19 protein-coding genes are annotated in these 18,847 nt (G+C 72.0%); 13 read left to right on the top strand and 6 right to left on the bottom strand.

The features are described 5' to 3' along the window. The first annotated feature begins 35 nt into the window (after positions 1-35). The 4 genes from ABD262_RS04325 (at position 36) to ABD262_RS04340 (ending at position 5,244) form a co-directional block, all read left to right on the top strand. Positions 36-899: a DegV family protein gene (locus tag ABD262_RS04325; RefSeq protein WP_344131687.1), complete on the top strand. Its 864-nt coding sequence runs from the start codon at positions 36-38 to the stop codon at positions 897-899. After that, the gene (gene plsY, locus ABD262_RS04330) at positions 896-1,531 is read left to right on the top strand and encodes a glycerol-3-phosphate 1-O-acyltransferase PlsY (protein WP_344131690.1); all 636 of its coding nucleotides are present in this window, start codon (positions 896-898) and stop codon (positions 1,529-1,531) included. The genes ABD262_RS04325 and plsY overlap by 4 nt, the downstream gene beginning before the upstream one ends. Before the next feature lie 75 nt (positions 1,532-1,606). Then, positions 1,607-2,842, top strand: coding sequence for a ComEA family DNA-binding protein (locus ABD262_RS04335; protein WP_344131693.1), 1,236 nt, complete (start codon positions 1,607-1,609; stop codon positions 2,840-2,842). Beyond that, positions 2,839-5,244, top strand: coding sequence for a ComEC/Rec2 family competence protein (locus tag ABD262_RS04340; RefSeq protein WP_344131696.1), 2,406 nt, complete (start codon positions 2,839-2,841; stop codon positions 5,242-5,244). Before ABD262_RS04335 ends, ABD262_RS04340 begins: the two co-directional genes overlap by 4 nt. Before the next feature lie 48 nt (positions 5,245-5,292). On the opposite strand, the gene ABD262_RS04345 is transcribed toward ABD262_RS04340, so the two are convergent. Continuing rightward, a complete protein-coding gene (locus tag ABD262_RS04345) occupies positions 5,293-6,222 on the bottom strand; it encodes a LysR family transcriptional regulator (protein WP_344131698.1) in 930 nt (309 codons plus the stop codon). 137 nt (positions 6,223-6,359) lie between these two features. Between ABD262_RS04345 and ABD262_RS04350 the strand changes: the two genes are divergently transcribed. Next, complete coding sequence (locus ABD262_RS04350) at positions 6,360-7,658, top strand: patatin-like phospholipase family protein (RefSeq protein WP_344131701.1); 1,299 nt, start codon at positions 6,360-6,362, stop codon at positions 7,656-7,658. A gap of 31 nt (positions 7,659-7,689) precedes the next feature. Beyond that, complete coding sequence (locus ABD262_RS04355; protein ID WP_344131703.1) at positions 7,690-8,547, top strand: NAD-dependent protein deacetylase; 858 nt, start codon at positions 7,690-7,692, stop codon at positions 8,545-8,547. A gap of 49 nt (positions 8,548-8,596) precedes the next feature. Here ABD262_RS04355 and ABD262_RS04360 read toward each other — a convergent pair whose 3' ends face one another. After that, positions 8,597-9,259, bottom strand: coding sequence for a class I SAM-dependent methyltransferase (locus tag ABD262_RS04360; protein WP_344131706.1), 663 nt, complete (start codon positions 9,257-9,259; stop codon positions 8,597-8,599). Between the two features lie 18 nt (positions 9,260-9,277). Between ABD262_RS04360 and ABD262_RS04365 the strand changes: the two genes are divergently transcribed. Beyond that, positions 9,278-9,811 carry a GNAT family N-acetyltransferase gene (locus ABD262_RS04365; RefSeq protein WP_344131709.1) on the top strand — a complete coding sequence of 178 codons (534 nt, stop codon included), beginning with the start codon at positions 9,278-9,280 and terminating at the stop codon, positions 9,809-9,811. Positions 9,812-9,818: 7 nt separating this feature from the next. Here the strand turns inward: ABD262_RS04365 and ABD262_RS04370 are convergent, their stop codons facing one another. Next, positions 9,819-10,721 carry an SGNH/GDSL hydrolase family protein gene (locus ABD262_RS04370; RefSeq protein WP_344131712.1) on the bottom strand — a complete coding sequence of 301 codons (903 nt, stop codon included), beginning with the start codon at positions 10,719-10,721 and terminating at the stop codon, positions 9,819-9,821. 245 nt (positions 10,722-10,966) lie between these two features. On the opposite strand from ABD262_RS04370, the gene ABD262_RS04375 reads away from it, so the two are divergent. Further along, positions 10,967-11,380 carry a DUF4259 domain-containing protein gene (locus ABD262_RS04375; protein ID WP_344131715.1) on the top strand — a complete coding sequence of 138 codons (414 nt, stop codon included), beginning with the start codon at positions 10,967-10,969 and terminating at the stop codon, positions 11,378-11,380. Positions 11,381-11,474: 94 nt separating this feature from the next. Here the strand turns inward: ABD262_RS04375 and lexA are convergent, their stop codons facing one another. Beyond that, positions 11,475-12,200, bottom strand: a complete 726-nt coding sequence (lexA, locus tag ABD262_RS04380) for a transcriptional repressor LexA (RefSeq protein ID WP_057377792.1) — start codon at positions 12,198-12,200, stop codon at positions 11,475-11,477. Positions 12,201-12,558: 358 nt separating this feature from the next. Between lexA and ABD262_RS04385 the strand changes: the two genes are divergently transcribed. Beyond that, positions 12,559-12,957 carry a LysM peptidoglycan-binding domain-containing protein gene (locus ABD262_RS04385; protein WP_344131720.1) on the top strand — a complete coding sequence of 133 codons (399 nt, stop codon included), beginning with the start codon at positions 12,559-12,561 and terminating at the stop codon, positions 12,955-12,957. Between the two features lie 93 nt (positions 12,958-13,050). On the opposite strand, the gene ABD262_RS04390 is transcribed toward ABD262_RS04385, so the two are convergent. After that, on the bottom strand, positions 13,051-14,295 hold the full coding sequence (locus ABD262_RS04390) for a CHAP domain-containing protein (RefSeq protein WP_344131723.1): 1,245 nt from the start codon (positions 14,293-14,295) through the stop codon (positions 13,051-13,053). 268 nt (positions 14,296-14,563) lie between these two features. Between ABD262_RS04390 and ABD262_RS04395 the strand changes: the two genes are divergently transcribed. After that, on the top strand, positions 14,564-15,061 hold the full coding sequence (locus ABD262_RS04395) for a hypothetical protein (RefSeq protein ID WP_344131726.1): 498 nt from the start codon (positions 14,564-14,566) through the stop codon (positions 15,059-15,061). 89 nt (positions 15,062-15,150) lie between these two features. Here ABD262_RS04395 and ABD262_RS04400 read toward each other — a convergent pair whose 3' ends face one another. Next, a complete protein-coding gene (locus tag ABD262_RS04400) occupies positions 15,151-16,302 on the bottom strand; it encodes a winged helix DNA-binding domain-containing protein (RefSeq protein WP_344131729.1) in 1,152 nt (383 codons plus the stop codon). A gap of 47 nt (positions 16,303-16,349) precedes the next feature. On the opposite strand from ABD262_RS04400, the gene ABD262_RS04405 reads away from it, so the two are divergent. The 3 genes from ABD262_RS04405 to ABD262_RS04415 all read left to right on the top strand — a co-directional run bounded on the left by ABD262_RS04405 (position 16,350) and on the right by ABD262_RS04415 (position 18,771). Continuing rightward, on the top strand, positions 16,350-16,775 hold the full coding sequence (locus ABD262_RS04405; RefSeq protein ID WP_344131732.1) for an SRPBCC family protein: 426 nt from the start codon (positions 16,350-16,352) through the stop codon (positions 16,773-16,775). Between the two features lie 94 nt (positions 16,776-16,869). Continuing rightward, on the top strand, positions 16,870-17,481 hold the full coding sequence (locus ABD262_RS04410; RefSeq protein WP_344131735.1) for a dihydrofolate reductase family protein: 612 nt from the start codon (positions 16,870-16,872) through the stop codon (positions 17,479-17,481). Positions 17,482-17,637: 156 nt separating this feature from the next. After that, entirely contained in the window at positions 17,638-18,771 is a 1,134-nt protein-coding gene (locus ABD262_RS04415; protein WP_344131738.1) for a flavin-containing monooxygenase, read from the top strand. Positions 18,772-18,847 lie beyond the last annotated feature (76 nt).

Genomic DNA, 18,847 nt, shown 5'->3' on the forward strand with positions numbered 1-18,847 from the left:
CCCGCCGCGCGGCGCTGCACCGATAGCCTGCGCAGGTGAGCGTCGCGATCGTCACTGACTCCACGGCATACCTGCCGGACTCGGTCGTCGGCGCGCACTCGATCCAGGTCGTGCCGCTGCACGTCATCGTCAGTGGCAAGGAGTTCAGCGAGGGCGTGGACATCACCACGGCGGAGGTCGCGGCCGCGCTGCGTGCCTTCAAGCCGGTGTCGACGTCGCGACCGGCGCCGCAGGCCTTCCTCGACGCCTACGAGAAGGCCGCAGCCGAGGGGGCCACCGGCATCGTGTCGGTGCACATCTCCGCCGACATGTCCTCGACCGTCGAGTCCGCCCACCTCGCCGCACAGCAGTCGCCCGTGCCGGTCACGGTCGTCGACTCCCGTTCGCTGGGCATGGCCATGGGGTATGCCGTCCTGTCGGCCGCCCAGCTGGCCGAGCAGGGGGGGTCACTGGAAGATGTTGCCGCACAAGCGCGTTCGCGCGCCGAGGCATCCACCGTGGTGTTCTACGTCGACACCCTCGAGCACCTGCGTCGCGGTGGTCGGATCGGTTCCGCGTCGGCGTTCCTCGGGTCCGCCCTCGCCATCAAGCCCATCCTCGGGCTCGTCGACGGGCACATCCGGCCGTTGGAGAAGGTGCGCACCTCGTCGCGCGCGCTGGGCCGGCTCGAGGAGCTCGCGGTCTCGGCGGTGGAGAAGGCCGGCTCCGCGGTCGACATCGCGGTCCACCACCTCGACTCCCAGTCCCGCGCCGACGACCTGGCCGCGCGCTTGACCGCTCGCCTCGAAGGCATCCCCGACGACGCCGACGTGCGGGTCGTCGAGCTCGGCGCGGTGGTCGGGGCCCATGTGGGGCCGGGCACCATCGCCGTCGCGGTGTCACCCCGGCCCACGCCATGACCGCGGTGGCGGACGTGTCGGCGGTGGAGCTGGTCGAGGCAGTGCTCGCGTCGCTGGTTGCCTTCGTCATCGGCGCCGTCAACCCGGCGACGATCCTGGCGAAGATCCTCGGCAAGGACCTGCGGCACTCCGGGTCGGGCAACCCCGGCGCCACCAACGCGGGGCGCGTGCTCGGCGCCCGGTGGGGCGTCGTCGTCGGCGTGGTCGACGTCCTGAAGGGCCTCGTCCCGGTGCTGGCGGCCCAGCAGCTCCTCGGCACCACCACGGCCCTGTTCGTCGGGTTGGCAGTGGTGCTCGGCCACATCTGGTCACCGTTCCTGCGTGGGCAGGGCGGCAAGGGCGTCGCCACCTCGCTCGGGGCGATCCTGGCCGTGCAGCCGTGGTTCGGGCTCGGGATGGTGGTGGTGTTCGGACTGCTGGTCTGGCGGATGCGCTGGGTGGCCGGGGCGTCGGTGTCGGCCTGCCTGCTGCTGCTCCTCCTCGGGGTGCTGACGTGGTTCCGGTGGGTGGAGCTCGGCACGCGCGAGACCGGGGCCTGGTGCGTGGTCCTCGCGCTCGTGGTCATCTACCGCCACCGGCGCAACATCGAGCTCTGGATCTCGGCGCGACGGGACGCCTCGTCCACAGGGTGAGGCCTTACACGCGGTCGTCCACAGACCGCTGACCGCGTCCTGTCGCGCCCGTGGTCACGTTCCTAACGTGCCCGTATGCCGTCCCGTCGCCGACCTTCCGCACCCTCCGACCGCGTCCGGGCCCTGTTGGAGTCCACCGACGGCCGGCGCGCCGTGGCCCTCGGTGAGCCCGGCCGGCCGAACGGCGAGGTGGTGCCCTGGCTGCCCGAGCGCAGCTGGGTCCAGACCCCGGCGACGGCGGGCGGGAGCCGGTCGCCGCACCCGGCCCGCCGGAGGCTGCTGACCCGACGCTCCGCAGGAGCCTGGCGCTACGGCGAGATCGCACCGGCTGCCGCGGAGCAGCAGCCGGACACGGCCTCGCGCCGCCCTGACCACCCGCAACGCCCTGATGCTTCGCAACGCCCTGATGCTTCGCAACGCCCTGATGCTTCGCAACGCCCTGATGCTTCGCACCGTCCGGACCGCTCTGTGGCCGCCTACGGTCGCGCGGGCCCGGACCGCCGGGCACAGCCGGGCCGACACCGTCGGCCGACTCCGCCGGGCCCGCGGTTCCTGACCGTTCCGACGTCGCTGCGCGGTGCCCGGCTCAGCGGACCCCGTGCCGCCGCGGCGGGACTGCTCGTGGTCGTGCTGGTTGCTGCCGTGGCCTTCGGCGTGCGGGTCGCGTGGGCCAGGGCGGCCAGCACGCCCCAGGTCGTGGCGCCCTCGGCCTCGGGCTCGGCGCTCGGCGACCACGGCCCGACCGGCAGCGTGTTCGCGTCGTCGAGCACGGCCTCGGGAGGAGGTGGGCCTCCCGAGGGCGCGACCGTGACCGTGCACGTCGTGGGACAGGTCAGGCACCCCGGGGTCCTCACCATGCCTGCGGGTTCGCGGGTCGCCGACGCCGTGGCCAGGGCGGTCGCGGGCAAGGGTGCCGACCTGGCCGCCATCAACCTCGCCCGTCCGCTGGTCGACGGGGAGCAGATCCGCGTGCCCGAGCCGGGCGAGGTCCTCGCCGCGGGCGAAGGGGGAGGCGCGGCTGCGGGAGCAGGGTCGGCCGGGCTGGGCTCCACGGGGGTGGGTGGCTCGGGCGCGGGCGGCTCCGGCGCCGGAGGGGGCGTCGGAGCCGTGGGGTCCGGCGGCCGGGTCAACCTCAACGCGGCGTCGGCCGCCGAGCTCGAGGAGCTCCCCGGCGTCGGACCGGTCCTGGCGCAACGGATCATCGACTGGCGCACCGAGCACGGGCGGTTCGCCTCTGTCGACGAGCTGGGCGAGGTCAGCGGCATCGGGGAGAAGATCTTCGCCGCGCTCCAGCCCAAGGTGACGCTGTGACCGCGCGGCGGGCTGCTGCCGCAGCCCCGCCGCATGGCGCGCGCGACCTCGACCTGAGACTCCTGGTCCCCGCGCTCGTGTCGTGGGCGGTCGGGGCCGCCACCCTCGGGGTCGCCCCGCCGCTGCTCGCCGTCGCAGCCGGCTGCTGCCTGGTGGTGGGGGCGCTCGTGCTCTGGGGTGCGCCACGAGCACGGCGGGCCCGGCGGCGGGGGATCATCGGCGTGGAGGCACTGGCGGCCCTCGTGCTGGCAGCCGTCGCCCTGGTGCTGGCTGCGACGTCGGGGCACAGCGCGGTGCGGGAGGCCGGTCCGGTCCGGGCCCTCGCCAGGGAGCGCGCCACGGTCGAGCTCACCGGCGTGGTGACCAAGGACCCGGTGGTGGTCGGCGGTCAGCGGCTCGATGGCGCGGCCGTGCGCCTGGTCCTGCGCGTGGAGCAGGTCAGCGGTCGGGGGAGACGGTCCCGGGTGTCGACGCCGGTGCTCGTCATGGGCGACGCCGCCTGGCAGCGGGTGCAGTGGCACGAGCGGGTCAGGGTCAAGGGCATCCTGCTCGAGTCCGCGCCCGGTGACGACGTCGTCGCAGTCCTGCGACCTCGTGGTGAGCCCCGATCCCTGTCGCCGCCCGGTGTCGTCGCCCGGGCCGCGGAGCACCTGCGGGCGGGTCTGCGCGCGGCGGCCGCACCCCTGCCTCCCGATGCGCGAGGCCTGCTCCCCGCGCTGGTGATCGGCGACACCAGCCGCACCCCGCCCGACCTGACCGAGGCGATGCTCGCGACCGGCATGACCCACCTCTCGGCAGTGTCCGGCAGCAACGTCGCGGTCATCCTGGCCTTCGCCCTGGGCGGCGCTGCCCTCCTCGGTGTCCGTCGTCGCTGGCGGCCGGTCGTCGCGGTCACGGTCCTCGCCGGCTTCGTCGTCCTCGCCCGACCCGAGCCGAGCGTCGTGCGAGCCGCGGCCATGGGCACCATCGGGCTGATCGGCCTGAGCCGCTCGAGGCGGGCCGCGGGCCCACCCGTCCTCTCCGCGGCGGTCGTCGTGCTCCTCGTGGTCGACCCGTGGCTGAGCCGGTCCTACGGCTTCGCGCTCTCGACACTGGCCACGCTCGGCCTGCTGCTCTTCACCCGCACGTGGGGGGAGGCCATCGGGTCACGGTTGCCTCGGCGGATCAGGTCCTGGGGTCCGGCGATCGCGATCCCTGTTGCGGCACAGGCGATGTGTGCGCCAGTGGTCGTGCTCCTCCAGGGCTCGGTGTCGCTCGTGGGCGTCCTGGCCAACCTGCTCGCCGCGCCCCTCGTGGCACCGGCCACCGTCGCCGGGGTGTCCGCGGCCGGTCTGGCGCCGCTCTGGCCGTTCGGTGCGCGGCTGCTCTGCTGGGCTGGGGCGCTGCCCACCCTCGGCATCGCCAAGGTGGCTCGCACCTGCGCGACCATCCCGGGCGGCACGCTGCCGTGGCCGGACGGCGCGGTCGGCGCGCTCCTGCTCACCGTGGTCACGCTCCTGGTGCTGCTCAGCGGCCGGTGGTGGGCACACCGCGCCCGGGTCCACCCGGCGCTCGCCGCCGCGGTCGTCGTCCTCCTGCTCGCCACCACTGCTCCGACCTCGGTCGCGACGTGGCCGCCACCGGGATGGCGGTTCGTGGCCTGCGACGTGGGCCAGGGCGACGCGCTGGTGCTCGCGACGACGCCCGGGCACGCCGTGCTGGTCGACGCCGGTCCTGACCCGACGTCCGTGAACGCGTGCCTGCGACGCCTCGGGGTGCACGTGCTCGACTCGGTCGTGCTCAGCCACTTCCACGCCGACCACGTCGACGGGCTGTCAGGAGCCCTCGCCGGCCGCCACGTGCGCGAGATCCTGGCCACCCCGGTGCGCGAACCGGACTACCAGTGGTCGCAGGTGCAGACCTTGGCCCGGGCCCGCGGCATACCCGTCCACGACGTCGTCGCCGGCGACCACCTGAGCTGGCCCGGGGTGACGGCTGACGCCTGGTGGCCGGCGCGCCGCATCGCCGCGGGGTCGGTGCCCAACAACGCCAGCGTGGTGCTGGCGGTGCGTTCCGGACCGGTCGACCTGTTGCTGCTGGGCGACGTCGAGCGCGAGGCGGCCCACGCCCTGCTGCTCCAGCTGCGGCGTGACCCGGCGATGACCGCCCGGGCGGCCGGGTTCGACGTGGTCAAGGTGGCGCACCACGGGTCGGGCAACCTCGACGAGGGCCTGCTGGCGGAGGTGCGAGCGCCGGTCGCGGTGATCAGCGTGGGCAAGGACAACGACTACGGCCACCCCTCGCCCAAGGCGCTGGAGGTGTTGCGCCACAACGGGTATGCCGTCCTGCGCACCGACCAGCGCGGCGACGTTGCCGTGGTGGCCGTCGATGGCGACGTGGGCGTCACCTGGCGCCGACGCTAGGGCGCCGAAGACACGGCGTCGAGGACAGGGCGCGGTCGGCCCGTCCCGTCAGGTGCTGGCGAGGACCCGCGGCTTGGCCTTGGCCGCCTCGACGAGCGCGTCGATGGTGGCCTGTACCGCCGGCACCCGTTGGAGGTCGGCGGTCGTCACGACGCTGACCGACCGTCGCGACGCCGGGTTGATCGGCAGCGTGACGACGTCGTGGTGGTGGGCCGTCCGGAGGATGAGGTCGGGGATGAGCGCGACGCCGAGGCCTTCGGCGACCAGGCCGAGCACCGCGACATAGTCCTCGGTCTCGAAGCCGACGTGCGGGGAGAAACCGGCGTTCGCGCACATCTGCAGGAGGTGGCCGCGACAGCGCGGACAGCCGGCGATCCAGTTCTCCTGGGCCAGCGCCGAGAGCTCGACCATGTCGGCGGTCGCGAGCGGGTGGGCGCGGGGAAGGGCGAGCCGTACCTCGTCGTCGAGCAGCTTGTGCGTGACGAAGAGGTCCATGTCCTCCTCGCCGCGACCGACGTCGGTGCCCTCGTAGGCGAACGCGACGGCGAGGTCGCACTCGCCGGCCTTGAGCGCGGCGAGCGACTCGGGAGGCTCCGCCTCGGTGAAGGTGACCTGCACGTCGGGGAAGCGCTGCTTCACCAGCGCCAGTGCGCGGGGGACGAGCGTGGCCGAGCTCGACGGGAAGGCCATCAGCCGCACTCGGCCGGCGCGCAGCCCTGCGATCGCCGCGACCTCCTCCTCGGCTGCGTCCAGGGCTGCGAGCACGGCGACGGCGTGTCGCGCCAGCACCTGCCCGGCCTCGGTGAGCCGGACGTTGCGCCCCACGCGCTCGACGAGCACGGTGCCGGTGCGCTGCTCGAGCCTCCGCACCATCTGCGAGATGGCCGGCTGGGAGTAGCCCAACGAGAGGGCGGCACCGGTGAAGCTGCCCTCGTCGGCGATGGCCTTCATGACCCGGAGACCTGCGGCGTCGATCATGAACCAAGCATAACGGCTTGTTATCCAGATGGTTAGTTGTTGAGGGCATCGTGATGGATGGGCCGGTCGGCCCGAGGTGTGGGCTCACCACCGCCGACGGGCAGGTGTCACCCGGCTCTGCTTTCATCGGGAGCACGATGAAGCCCGAGCAGACCGCCACCACCCACGCCACCGAGGGCGACCCGCTCGGCCCCGACGACCTCGTTGCCGCCGACGCAGTCGCTGACGACCACCTCGCCGCGCGACGGGCCTCGGCAGCAGGCCGCACCGGGACCGCCCTCTGTCTCTCCGGTGGTGGCTACCGTGCAGCGTTGTTCCACCTCGGGGCGCTGCGACGGCTCAACGAGCTCGGCGTCCTGAGCCAGCTCACCACCGTGACCGGTGTCTCGGGAGGCTCGATCGTCGCCAACCTCCTGGCCGACCCGAGGCTCACGTTCCCGGGTGACGGCGGGGTCGTCGAGGGGTTCGAGGACTTCGTGGCGGAGCCGCTGGCCCGCCTGACCTCCCGCAACATCCGCACTCCCGCCCTGCTGGCCAGGGCCAAGCCGTGGAAGTGGCTGACCCGCGATGCCGCCATCAGGGCGCTCGCCGACGAGCTCGCCGACGTCGTGACCGGGTGGTCGAGACCACTGCGCGACAGCTCCAGGTCCGGGCCGGCAGTCGTCACCTGCGCGACCGAGATCGGCTACGGCGTCGACTGGGTCTTCGAGGACCCGACCGCCCACCGTCCCCACGGCCGGGTCGGCGACTACCGCCTCGGGTATGCCGCGCCGCCGGCAGACCTGCGCCTGGCCGAGGTCGTGGCGGCCTCCTGCGCCTTTCCCCCGTTCTTCGCCCCGATGGTGCTCGACGGGGTGGCCATTCACCTCACCGGCGGGAAGAAGGGCCTCGAGTCCGAGGAGGAGCGCGCCGCGATCATGCGCCGGATCCGGCTCACCGACGGCGGGGTCTACGACAACCTCGGCCTCGAGCCGGTCTGGAAGCGTCATGCGACCGTGCTGGTCAGCGACGGAGGTGGGGTGTTCCGGGCCCGCACCGAGCGCACGGTCGTCGGCCGCACCCTGCGCATCCTGGGGATCGCCACCAACGGCGGGCAGTCGGTCCGCAGTCGCTGGCTCCAGGCCGGCTTCACGCGCGGTGCCCTGCGCGGCACGTCGTGGGCGCTCGACACCGTCGTCGACGGCTGTTACCCCCGCGCGACCACCGAGCTCATCAACGCGGTGCGCACCGACCTCGACGCCTTCAGCCGCGAGGAGCAGCACGTCCTCGAGCGCCACGGCTACCTCATCGCCGACGCGCAGGTCAGGGCGCACTGTCCCGAGCTCGTCACCCGCGACGCCCCGGCGGTGCCACCCCACGACGACGTGGCCGACCCTGCCGTCGCCTCCGCCGCCCTCGTCGACTCCTCGAAGCGCCGCCTGCTCGGTCGGTCCTGACGGGCTCGACCCGCCGACGTACCCTAGCCCCGTGACCAGCACCGCCCCTGTGACCACGACCGACGCGAGCGCCGAGCTCGACGCCGTCGCGGCGCTGCTCGCGCGGGGCAACGTGCTCGTCCTCACCGGTGCCGGCATCTCCACCGACTCCGGGATCCCCGACTACCGGGGCCCGGACGGCACCCGCCGGGTGACTCCCATGCAGTACGCCGAGTTCCTGGGGTCGTCGCAGGCGAGGCAGCGCTACTGGGCCCGTAGCTACGTCGGCTGGCAGCGGTTCAACCTGGCCAGGCCCAACTCCGGCCACGACGCCGTCGCCCGCCTCCAGCAGTGTGGGCTGGTCGGCCCCGTCATCACCCAGAACGTCGACGGGCTCCACCAGCAGGCCGGGGCCACCGACGTCGAGGAGCTGCACGGGTCGCTCGCCAGGGTGGTGTGCCTGACCTGCGGCGACCGGTCTTCCCGGTGGGACCTCGACGAGCGGATGCGCGAAGCCAACCCGACCTACACGGTGACGAGCGACGAGATCAGGCCCGACGGCGACATCGTCCTCAACGAGCTCGACGTCGACGCGTTCCGCACCCCGCTCTGCCTCGTGTGCGGTCACGACACCCTCAAGCCCGACGTCGTGTTCTTCGGGGAGTCGGTGCCGAAACCGTTGGTGGAGAAGTGTTTCCGGCTCACCGAGGAGGCCAGTGCGCTCGTCGTGCTGGGGTCGAGCCTCAAGGTGATGAGCGGCTACCGCTTCGTGCGCCGAGCGGCCGCGCTCGACATCCCGGTCGCGATCATCACCCGCGGACCCACGCGGGGAGACGCTGTGGCCGCCGTGCAGGTCGACGCGTCCCTCGGCCCGACGCTCGCTGCGCTGCTCGACCGCCTGGCCGCCTGACCAGCTGACCTGCCGTGGCCCGACCCCGGGCCGAGCCGGTGCTCGCGGGTCAGCCCGGTCGCCGGGCGACGAGCACGACGTCGATCGCGTCGCCGTGCTCGGTGGGGCGCACGTACTCCTCGCAGCGCTCGATGGCCAGGTCGCCCGCGGCCTCGCGCAGCTGCTCGGGGGTGTGCAGGAGAGCCGGGTCGGACGGCCCGCCGACCCCCTCGGTGAGGTTGCGCAGGCCGTGTCCCACGACGACCAGCGCGCCCCCGGGAGCCAGCCAGCTCCGGGTCCGTGACACGACGTCCGACGGCAGGTGCAGGTAGGAGACCAGCACCAGGTCGTACAGGACCTGGGGTGCGGGGTGCCATGACCGGGCGTCCGCGACGACCCAGTCGATCCGGTGTCCCAGCCGCGTCGCCTCCTTCTCGCCCTTCGCGAGCCCGACCGACGAGAAGTCGACTGCCGTCACGCGCCAGCCCCGCGATGCCAGCCACACGGCGTGACGACCTTCGCCGGCGCCTAGGTCGAGCGCGCGACCCGGCGGCCACCCGCCCACGATCCGCTCCACCTCGGCGTTCGGGGTGGCGCTCCAGACGTGCTCGTGGGCGGCATAGCGCTCGTCCCACATCGCCTGACGGGTGGTCGGGGTGCCGCGGTCGGGGTCGGGCAGGTCCGGTCCGCCGGTCGAGCCGTGCCTGTCGGAGTGCTGGTGCCCGTCGCTCATCCCCCTAGCATCGCCGATATGACCAGCAACGTCCCTGCGGAAGACCCGTCGGTCGTGGTCCGCGACGCGACCCCGGCCGACCTGCCCGCGATGGCGGCTGTCTACGACGAGCAGGTGCGCACCTCGGTGGCGACCTTCGACACCGAGCCGCGCGGCGCGGCATACCTGGGGGAGAAGCTCGCGGCCGTCGACGAGGGGAACGTCGTCTTGGTGGCCTGCACTGCCACCGACGAGCTCCTCGGCTACGCCTTCTCCGGGCCCTTCCGCCCGCGCCCGGCCTACGCGGGCACCAAGGAGGTCTCGGTCTACCTCGCGGAGCCCGCGCGGGGTCGCGGCCTGGGCCGCACCCTGTATGCCGCGTTGCTGGCGCGGCTCGACGCCGCACCCGGCGTGCACACCCAGGTGGCCGTGGTCGCCCTCCCCAACGACGCGAGCGTGGCGCTGCACGTGGCGTCGGGTTTCGAGCGGGTGGGGGTCCTGCGCGAGGTGGGGCACAAGTTCGGTCGGTACGTCGACACCGTGTGGTACCAACGGATGAGCCCGACGCACTAGCCCTCGGCTAGGGCAGCTCGAGCACCTTCTCGACCGTCGGCCAGATGAGGGCGGCGAGCTCGGCATGGCCGGCAGCCAACAGGTGCTGCCGGTCGGAGGCGAGCAGCTCCAGGCGCTCGGTGTAGCCGCTGAGCGTGCCGTCGTCGGTGTGGCACACAGGGATCCCGGCGCACGCGCGGACCTGCTCCGCCTCGTACCTGTCGATGATCGCCGTGAGCGTGGCGACACCCTTGGCGTTGATCGTCCCCTTGCCGGTGAACGGGGAGCACGGGTCCGTGTCGGCGAAGCCGGCCACGGCGACCGGGTCCTTGGCCAGCGCCTTGGCGTATCCCGCGGGGCTGCCGAAGTTGCTCACCACGAGGATGGTCGTCTTGGGTGAGGCGGAGTGCACCGTCTCGACGGCGGCGCGCACCGACGCCCGGAACTCGGGCAGGTGGGCGGCGTCGCTGCCGTCGCAGCGGATGTCGTTGTCGATGGTCTGGACGATCGCCAGGGCTGGGAACGGGACCTGGTCGAGAGCGGCCTCGGCCTGTGCCGGCAAGGTGGCCGCCTTCGCACCGTTCTCGGCGGTGTTCGCGACCGACCCCTGGGTCTCGGGCCGCACCTTGACGAGCCGGAGGTAGACGCTGTCCACCTTAGGGTCCGTCCCTGTGGCCCACGAGCTCTTCGGTGAGTTCTCCTGCGGACGGTCTGGATCGGCGCTCAGCCCGGTCAGCGCGGAGTGACCGAAGGCGATCACGCCCCGAGGGTGGTCTGCCTCCGCCGGACTGGTGGTCGTGGTGCGGCTGGTGGTCGTGTCGCGGCCCTGGGCGGCGCCCACCGATCCGTCGGGCTCCTTGCCGGCGCACCCGCCAGCGAGAACCACGGCCAAGGCCAGCGTGCTGGCCGCCACTGCTGGGTGTCGTGCCACGGTGAGCCCCCCTCGCAAGGCTGCCTCGGGTGCGCGGTCACGCCGACAGCTGCTGTTGCCAGCATGGGGGTGCAGCAGGCCGGTGGCAACGGGATATCGGCGTAGCCCCTGGGGGCCGCGCTCGGTCGTTCCGTCGGGACCGCGTGGTACCAACGGACGAGCCCGACACATTGGGGCTGGCGCATCGGGCCCTTGCTTGGCACTCTCGGAAATGCACCCCTGTCGCAGGCTGTGGAGGTTCGGAGATGGGCGCCATCGGAGTTGGGCCGTTCGAGAACGACGACGCACTCGACTTCCTCGACGAGCTCGAGGAGTCGGAACAGGACGCGCGTCGACGCAAGGTGGAGACCGCCCTCGTCCGGGTGGTCCGAGCGTCCGGCTACATCGAGGCGCCCACCATGTCCGAGGCCGTCGCGGCGGCAGCTGTGGTGGCCGCCAGCGACGACTTCGAGGCCGTGATCGGGGAGCGGAACGTGCCGCGCTGGCTCGACGAGGACCCGATCGAGGTCGACGAGCGGCTCGAGGAGCTCGCGACGCAGGCCCTGCACCGCGCCCTGAAGTCCGACGACAACGAGCTCTGGGAGCTGTGGGCCGAGGGTGATGGTGGCGAACGCTTCGCCACCAAGGTCACGCACCTGCTCGACGCCCTGGGGGAGTGACGAGCACCTGACGACCGCGGCCACCCACACGTATGCCGCGGCACGCACGAGGCGTACCGCGGCACACGGGGCAGCCGGCACCTGAGGGTCGAGGTCAGATGCGGCGCAGCACCGCCGTGACCTTGCCGAGGATGGTGGCATGGTCTCCGTCGATGGGGTCGAAGGCGGCGTTGTGCGGCATCAACCACACCTTGCCGTCCTTGCGCTTGAAGGTCTTGACGGTGGCCTCGTTGTCGAGCATCGCGGCCACGATGTCGCCGTTGTCGGCGCTGGGCTGCTGCCGGACGACCACCCAGTCGCCGTCGCAGATCGCGGCCTCGATCATCGAGTCACCGACGACCTGGAGGAGGAAGAGCTGACCCTCGCCGACGATCTGGCGGGGGAGCGGGAAGACGTCCTCGACGGTCTCCTCGGCCAGGATCGGCACCCCGGCCGCGATGCGACCCAGCACCGGCACGTAGGACGCCTCGGGGCGCTGGTCGTTGACGCCGGTCTCGTCGTAGGTCGCGGTCTCGTCCTCGACGCTGGCGCCGCCGCGGTAGCCGCGCATGTCGGCGGGGGAGTCGGGTGAGACGACCTCGATGGCGCGCGGTCGGTTGGGGTCGCGACGCAGGAAGCCCTTGCGCTCGAGCGTCGACAATTGGTGGGCGACCGAGCTGGGGGAGGTGAGCCCGACGGCCTCGCCGATCTCGCGCAGGCTCGGCGGGTAGCCACGGCGGTCGACCGAGTTGCGGATCACCTCGAGCACGCGGCGCTGCCGGACGGTCAGCCCGTCGCCGCGATCACGGTCGGGCAGTTCCTTGACGTTGTCGTCGCTCATGCCGCTTCCTCACTGGAGCAGGTACGGGTTTCAGGTGGGGCAGGTACGGGGTGTTCAGGTGGTGCTGGTGCCGGTCGGGCGCCTGTGCCGCGGCTGGTTCAGGGGGCTGTCAGGTGCTGCTCGATGTCACGCGTGGGGCGGCTGGGCCGGGCGTGAAAGGAGCGTTGTCAGTGGCCTCTGATGTGCTTGGGGCATGAACACAGCGTATGACTTTCGAACGTCTGTGCCAAACATGTGTTCGACGCGTGTCTTGATCCGTTCGAACATGCGTGCTAGAAATCACCTAGGCAGTTCTTCGCACACCCGTTCGATGAACTCGACAACCAGCTGGCATGCAGATGCCACGATGGAGGACCAGATGAGTGCAGCAGTCGCTTGGGACGTCGCCCCCGCACCGGTGCGGGTCCCCGTTCGCCCGGCTCGCCCGCAGCTGGTCTCGGTGCCCACCGGGGCTGCGGTGCCCGAGGTGCCGGCCACGCCGGTGCGCATCACCCGGGCCGGGCGGTTGGCCCTCACCCTGACGGTCGTCGTGGCCGCTGTGGCCCTGGCCGTCGCCCTGTTCAGCGGCGGTGCGTCCGCCACGGTGATCGACCACTCCACCACCGTCGGCGCGGGCCAGACCCTCTCCGAGATCGCCACCCAGCAGCTGCCGCAGCTGCCGATGGCCGAGGCCGTGGCCCAGCTCCAGATCGCGAACGACCTGACCGGCAGTGACATCCACGCGGGTCAGACGCTGCTCATCCCGCGCGTCGGCTGACCTGGTCACGAGCGCTGATGGACCGGGCAGCGTTGCCCGGCTGAGGGAGACGGGCAACGTCAGGCTGGACAGCCTCTGACGGCGCCGACCGAGTCAGCTGGCCTTGGCCAGGTGGGTCCACCGGATCGCGGAGGTGTCGCCCGCCTTCTCGATGGCGACTTGATCGACCCCCACGGCTGACGACGTCGTGGTGGTGCGGACCGGCATCCCCGCGGTGACCTTGTAGCTCGCGATACCCGGCAGCGCGGTGATGACGGTGCCGTCCTTGGGGTGGAAGCGCAGGTGGTTGAACTTCACGCCCGATCCAGCCTTGTCCACCGCGAGCTGGTCGACGTAGACGGGGGTCTTGTACCCACCGACGTTGGCCCAGGAGCTGATGGGGATCGGCGCCCCACCGCTGATCCGGTACGGCTCCTGCCGCTGACCGGTCTTGATGAAGGTCCCGTCCGCGGGCACGGCGTTGAGGTGGTTCCACACCCCGCCGGTGCCGGCCCGGTCGATCGCCGTCTGGTCGACCACCACGGTCGGCTTGGTGCCGCCGAAGACCGTCCACGACGTCACGATGACCGGAGCGCCGCCCGCGATGCGGTATGCCTCCTTGCGCTGGGCGCCCTTGATGAAGGTGCCCTCAGCCGGTCGCATCGGGAGCGTGGCCAGCGAGGTGCTCGAGATCAGGTAGGTCGGCTGGGTGCCGCCGAAGGCCGTCCAGGTGGACGCGAAGACCGGGGCCTTGCCGACGAGGCGGAAGACCTGCGAGGTCTCCCGCACCTTGATGAAGCTGCCCGAGGGTGGGGGCTTGTAGGCCTGGTCCTTGAAGTGGATGAAGTTGGTGGGCCAGTTGCGGTCGCCCCGGGGCACTCGCCAGCGCGAGGAGTAGCCGCCGCCGTAGGACGAGTCGGAGATGACGATGTAGGCGGAGGTCACCTCCTCGACGTAGCCGACGTGTCCGTAGCCGGGGGCGTAGGCGCTGCCGTAACCCCACTGCGCCACCGAGCCCACGGTGGCCGTCTTGTCGACCTTGAAGCCGCGTTTCGTGGCGTTGGCTGCCCAGCTTCCGCCGTTGCCCATCGCACTCTGCTGGGCGACTCCGTTGCGCGACAGTCGGTAGGCCACGTAGTTCACGCAGTTGTTGCCCGAGGCGCTGACCGGGTAGCCCCAGACCGACTTCCCGGCGTACCCGGAGAAGGCGATGCAGGAGATGTTCGTCGCCTTGCACTCCCGGACCATCGTGTCGGCGTGGGCCGGTGCGGCGACGGTGGCCGTGACCGCCATGGCGGCACTGGCAGTGAGGGCGAGCGCGGCGAGACGTGCGGCAGCGCGGCGGAGGTGACGTCGCATGACTTCCCGGGGGTTGGGGGGACCGGGCGGGGTGCCAGATGGTGCTCGACGGGAGGGGCCCGGTCGGGGGCCTCCGACAGGGTGCCCTACCGCGGATCGTCTTGTCCCATTTGCCCGGAGAACATCGCCGGTGTAATTCGGCGGCTCGTGCTCAGGGCGACGACGCTGCATCGGCCGAACGGTCGAGGATCGGCGTTCGACCTACGCCATCGGTCCTACGCGTTGTCCCCGATGCGCGCACGCCTCGTGGGCGAGGACCGTCAGGGGGATGAGGACTACTTCGAGAGTCGCGGCCGCCCTGTCCGCCGCCGGCGTCGCGGTCGCGCTCGGCTGCCTGCCGGCCGACGCTGCTGTCGGCACCAAGACCATGTTCACCGTCGACACCCAGTTCGTCGACGGTCCCAGCGACATCGTGGCTGCCAGCGGACCGCTGTCGGCGTGCACCCAGGTGAGCGACGTCGAGGGCGCCGGTGACCTGCGCACCCACAACCAGCTCGTCTTCAGCGGCGTCAAGGTGCTGTCCTGCGGGACGGCCAGCGTGACCGTCGGCTACCAGGCCTTCATCACGCTGCCCGCCCTCCAGAACCCGGCCGTGCTGCCTGCCGGTGGTGGCTTCAAGACCTTCGGGACCTGGTGGGTGATCGACTCCACGCTCGCCGGGGTCAGCTCGGGAGGTGGCACGTTGATGGGCGACAGTCGCACCTGCACCCTCGACCCGGGCTCGGACGGCTGCATCACCGACCTGTTCCGCGGGACCGTCTCCTGACCCGTTCGACCGGCCCGGGTGCTGGTCGGCCGTCGTGCTGGTCGAGCGTGACGTGGCTGGCGCCGCCAGCGAGCGCCTGAGCGATCTATTCAGCGGTCCGCTCGCCGCGGTCGGCGGGCGGGGTGGCCCAGGTCACCGCCCCACAGGTGTGGGGTGCCCTCGTACTCGAGGTAGGAGAGGTCGCGCCCCAGGAAGTGCGCGAGCCGCTGGGCAGCCCTGCGTACCTGGGTGCGTCCGTCCTGCGTGACGCCGGGAGCCAGCCGCACCTCCACCTCGACCACGTCCGGGCGTACGGTCCGCTTCCACAGGCCAACGTTCACCGACTCCAGCACGACCCAGGCCCAGAACGGGTCGGTGTGGTCGGCATACGGGTGGTCGGGCAGCGACGGGAAGTTCACCTGCGGATAGCTGAGCACCACCTCGTCATAGGTCGGGAACAGGTATGCCGCCGGGGCGGCCGGGCTGCGCCGGCGCACCTGGGTGGGGTCGAACCAGTGCGGGATGTCCTCGACCTCGACCTGCTCGAGCTCGCCGCCGATCTCGGCCAGGGCTTGCTTGGTGTCGGCGACGGTGAGGCTGGACCAGCGGGTGAAGTCCTTGACGCTGGTCGGTCCGTGGCCGGCCACGTAGCGCCGGACGAGCTCGACCAGGGCCTCCTCGCGGGTGCGGGAGGGAGTGGGCGGGACGACCTCGTCGACCAGGGCGTAGGAGTGGTGCACGCCCTTCATCGGGCCCGAGCAGACCAGTCCCCTCAGCTCGGCGACGGCGAGCAGGTGGCCGAGCTCTTGGCCCGGCTGGATGGTGGACCTCCGGCAGGTGAACTCGTCATTGAGCTCGGGTCGGGTGCGAAAAGTCCTGTCCTGCAACAGCTCTGCCAACAGCTCGAGCCCTTGGTCGAGCCGGCGTGGCTCGTCGAGCCCGAGCTGTCGGTGCCGGCCGGCCATGCCGGACAGCACCCTGGGCGAGGTGAGCTCGAGGATCCACCGCAGGTCCTCGGCGGCGACGAAGTGCCAGGTCGGGCGGAGGATGTGGGTGCGCAGGAAGGCGCCGGAGTCGAGCTCGCGCTGCACCGCGGCATACGTGTCCTTGCGTGAGCGCATGGCGAGCGAGAAGAAGGCGTGGTCGCGCTCCTGGCTCTGCACGCAGGTGAGCAGCCGCACGACGTCGACGGCCTTGGGCGCGGGCGCCGAAGACAGCCGCTGCGTCGCGAGGCGCTGGGCGAGGACGCGAGCTGGGTCCATGGCAGCATCCTCTCGAAGACCGCCGACAGGTGCGCGACTATGGGGTGATGGAGCAGAGCACCACCGTCGAGATCGCCGCACCGCCCGAGCGCGTCTGGGAGGTGATGGCCGACGTCGAGCGCTGGTCGGAGTGGACCGACACCGTCACCTGGGTGCGCCGGCTCGACGAGGGCCCGCTGCGTCCGGGGTCGCGGGCCAAGATCAACCAGCCGAAGCTGCCGGAGACCGAGTACGTCGTGACCGAGCTCGAGCCGGGCGAGGGCTTCACCTGGGTGGCCACCGGGCCGGGTGTGCTGACGACGGCCCGACACACCATCGAGGGCCTGCCCGGTGGTGGCTCGCGGGTGCGGCTGTCCGTCGAGCAGGGCGGCTGGCTCGGGTCGGTGATGGGGCGGGTCTTCCGCGGGCTCACCGACCGCTACCTCGCGACGGAGGCGGCCGGTTTGAAAGCTCGGTGCGAGGGGGGCCGATGAGTTCGCCCGGCTCCGTCGGTCGGTATGGCTGGGAGCGCGACCGACAGCGCAGAGCACGGCTGACAGCCCCTTTCCACGACCACAGGAGGCAGACATGACCAAGGTGTGCGCGAGCATCACGACGTCGGTGGACGGCTACGTCACCGGACCTGACGACGGCCCGGGCAAGGGACTCGGAGAGGGCGGCGAGCGGCTGCACTACTGGGTCTTCGGTGGGCCGTGGACCTACGAGTCGGACGCCAAGGGCGAGCCGGGCGCCGGTCTCGACGGGGTGGCGAAGGAGTGGATGGACGCCGCCTTCGCCCGGCTCGGGGCCTGCGTCGTCGGCCGGAACATGTACGAGGCGGCCGGGCACTGGGGCGACCGGAACCCTTGGCACGTGCCGACCTTCATCGTCACGCACCGGCCCGAGGAGCAGCCCGACGGCGACGAGTTCGTGTTCGTCGACGGCCTGGCGGAGGCCGTCGAACGGGCCAGGGCCGCCGCCGGGGACAAGGACGTCAGCCTCAGCGGGGGAGCGGACGTCATCCGCCAGGCGCTCGCTGCCGGGCTGGTCGACGAGCTGAGCATCGTCGTGGCCCCGGTGATCCTGGGTCGCGGCAAGCTGCTCTTCGAGGGCTTCGACCACGACATCGAGCTCACCCCGAAGGGCGTGCGGCAGTCACCGCTGGCGACCTTCATCGACTACGAGGTCGCCAAGCCCTGACCACCCATCCCTTCCAGGAGTGCGAACCCGGTCGGGAGTGGGAGCCGGGTCGAGGGGCGCTCGGACCACCGGTGGGTCGATCTGCCCATCCCGCCGCTGTGTGGTTGGGCGGTTCGACCGACGCGGTCGGCCTGCCCCGCTTCCTACCGTCGAGGCATGAGCACTCACCTCGAAACCATCGTCATCGGTGCCGGTCAGGCGGGCCTCGCCACGGCATTCCAGCTGCGGCAGTCTGGCCGCGACTGCCTGGTCGTCGACGCCGGCACCCGCGTGGGCGACGGCTGGCGCAACCAGTGGGACTCGCTGCGGCTCTACAGTCCCGCCAAGCACGACTCGCTGCCCGGGATGGCATTCCCGGCTGACCCGTGGCACTTCCCCGGCAAGGACGAAGTGGCCGACTACCTCGAGACCTATGCGCGCGAGCTCGCCCTCCCGGTGCGGCTCAGCACGCGCGTCAGCCGGTTGTCCGCGGCGACGACGGGTGGTTTCCTCGTCGAGACCGACGGCGGCGACTACCTGGCCGACCACGTCGTCGTCGCCACCGGCACCTTCGGGCGCCGACCGCACGTGCCCGACTTCGCGGCGGACCTCGACCCGGGCATCCTCCAGCTGCACTCGAGCGAGTACCGACGCCCGTCGCAGCTGCCGGACGGGCCGGTGCTCGTCGTCGGCGCCTCCCACTCCGGGTTCGACGTTGCCTACGAGGTGGCGCCCGACCACTCGACCGTCCTCGCTGGTGCGGGGCACGGTGAGATCCCCGTGCCACACGGGTCGCGTCGGTTCAGGATGGTCATGCCTGTGCTGTGGTTCCTCTGGGGACACGTCATCAACCGCCGAACCCCGGTGGGCCGCAGGGAGATGCAGGAGATCCGGTTCCACGGCGGGCCGGCCCTGCGGGTCAAGGTGGCCGACCTCGAAGCGCGCGGCGTGGAGCGCATCGAGGAGCGCGTGACCGGAGTCGAAGGGGGACGGCCGCTGCTCGCGAGCGGCCGGGTCGTCGACGCGTCGACGGTGGTGTGGGCGACCGGCTTCGTCCAGGACTTCGGCTGGATCGATGTCCCGGGCGTCATCGGCGAGGACGGTTGGCCACGCGAGCTGCGAGGCGTGGTGGAGGACGCTCCTGGTCTGTACTTCTGCGGGCTGTCGATGCAGAGCTCGTTCCGGTCGATGCTCATCGGAGGGGTGGGTGCTGACGCGGCCCACGTCGCCAAGGAGATCGACCGCCGCGCCACGCGGGCTACCGCCACCGGTGTCGGGGACCCCAGCCGCTCAGGCCGTCTCGCGGCCTGAGCGCGACGTCGGCTCGGCGTTCCTGCTTCCGACCGGCGCCGCTGGTCCAGGCCGGTCCGCGGGCTTCCCGTCGCGC

Source organism: Pedococcus bigeumensis, from assembly GCF_039531795.1.
In the GTDB taxonomy this organism is placed as follows: domain Bacteria; phylum Actinomycetota; class Actinomycetes; order Actinomycetales; family Dermatophilaceae; genus Pedococcus; species Pedococcus bigeumensis.

Bases quoted from the DNA above. Each gene is read 5' to 3' on its own strand.
- plsY (WP_344131690.1), top strand. From the start codon at position 896: ATGACCGCGGTGGCGGACGTGTCGGCGGTGGAGCTGGTCGAGGCAGTG.
- ABD262_RS04335 (WP_344131693.1), top strand. From the start codon at position 1,607: ATGCCGTCCCGTCGCCGACCTTCCGCACCCTCCGACCGCGTCCGGGCC.
- ABD262_RS04345 (WP_344131698.1), bottom strand. From the start codon at position 6,222: ATGATCGACGCCGCAGGTCTCCGGGTCATGAAGGCCATCGCCGACGAG.
- ABD262_RS04350 (WP_344131701.1), top strand. From the start codon at position 6,360: ATGAAGCCCGAGCAGACCGCCACCACCCACGCCACCGAGGGCGACCCG.
- ABD262_RS04360 (WP_344131706.1), bottom strand. From the start codon at position 9,259: ATGAGCGACGGGCACCAGCACTCCGACAGGCACGGCTCGACCGGCGGA.
- ABD262_RS04365 (WP_344131709.1), top strand. From the start codon at position 9,278: ATGACCAGCAACGTCCCTGCGGAAGACCCGTCGGTCGTGGTCCGCGAC.
- ABD262_RS04375 (WP_344131715.1), top strand. From the start codon at position 10,967: ATGGGCGCCATCGGAGTTGGGCCGTTCGAGAACGACGACGCACTCGAC.
- lexA (WP_057377792.1), bottom strand. From the start codon at position 12,200: ATGAGCGACGACAACGTCAAGGAACTGCCCGACCGTGATCGCGGCGAC.
- ABD262_RS04385 (WP_344131720.1), top strand. From the start codon at position 12,559: ATGAGTGCAGCAGTCGCTTGGGACGTCGCCCCCGCACCGGTGCGGGTC.
- ABD262_RS04390 (WP_344131723.1), bottom strand. From the start codon at position 14,295: ATGCGACGTCACCTCCGCCGCGCTGCCGCACGTCTCGCCGCGCTCGCC.
- ABD262_RS04395 (WP_344131726.1), top strand. From the start codon at position 14,564: ATGAGGACTACTTCGAGAGTCGCGGCCGCCCTGTCCGCCGCCGGCGTC.
- ABD262_RS04400 (WP_344131729.1), bottom strand. From the start codon at position 16,302: ATGGACCCAGCTCGCGTCCTCGCCCAGCGCCTCGCGACGCAGCGGCTG.
- ABD262_RS04405 (WP_344131732.1), top strand. From the start codon at position 16,350: ATGGAGCAGAGCACCACCGTCGAGATCGCCGCACCGCCCGAGCGCGTC.
- ABD262_RS04410 (WP_344131735.1), top strand. From the start codon at position 16,870: ATGACCAAGGTGTGCGCGAGCATCACGACGTCGGTGGACGGCTACGTC.
- ABD262_RS04415 (WP_344131738.1), top strand. From the start codon at position 17,638: ATGAGCACTCACCTCGAAACCATCGTCATCGGTGCCGGTCAGGCGGGC.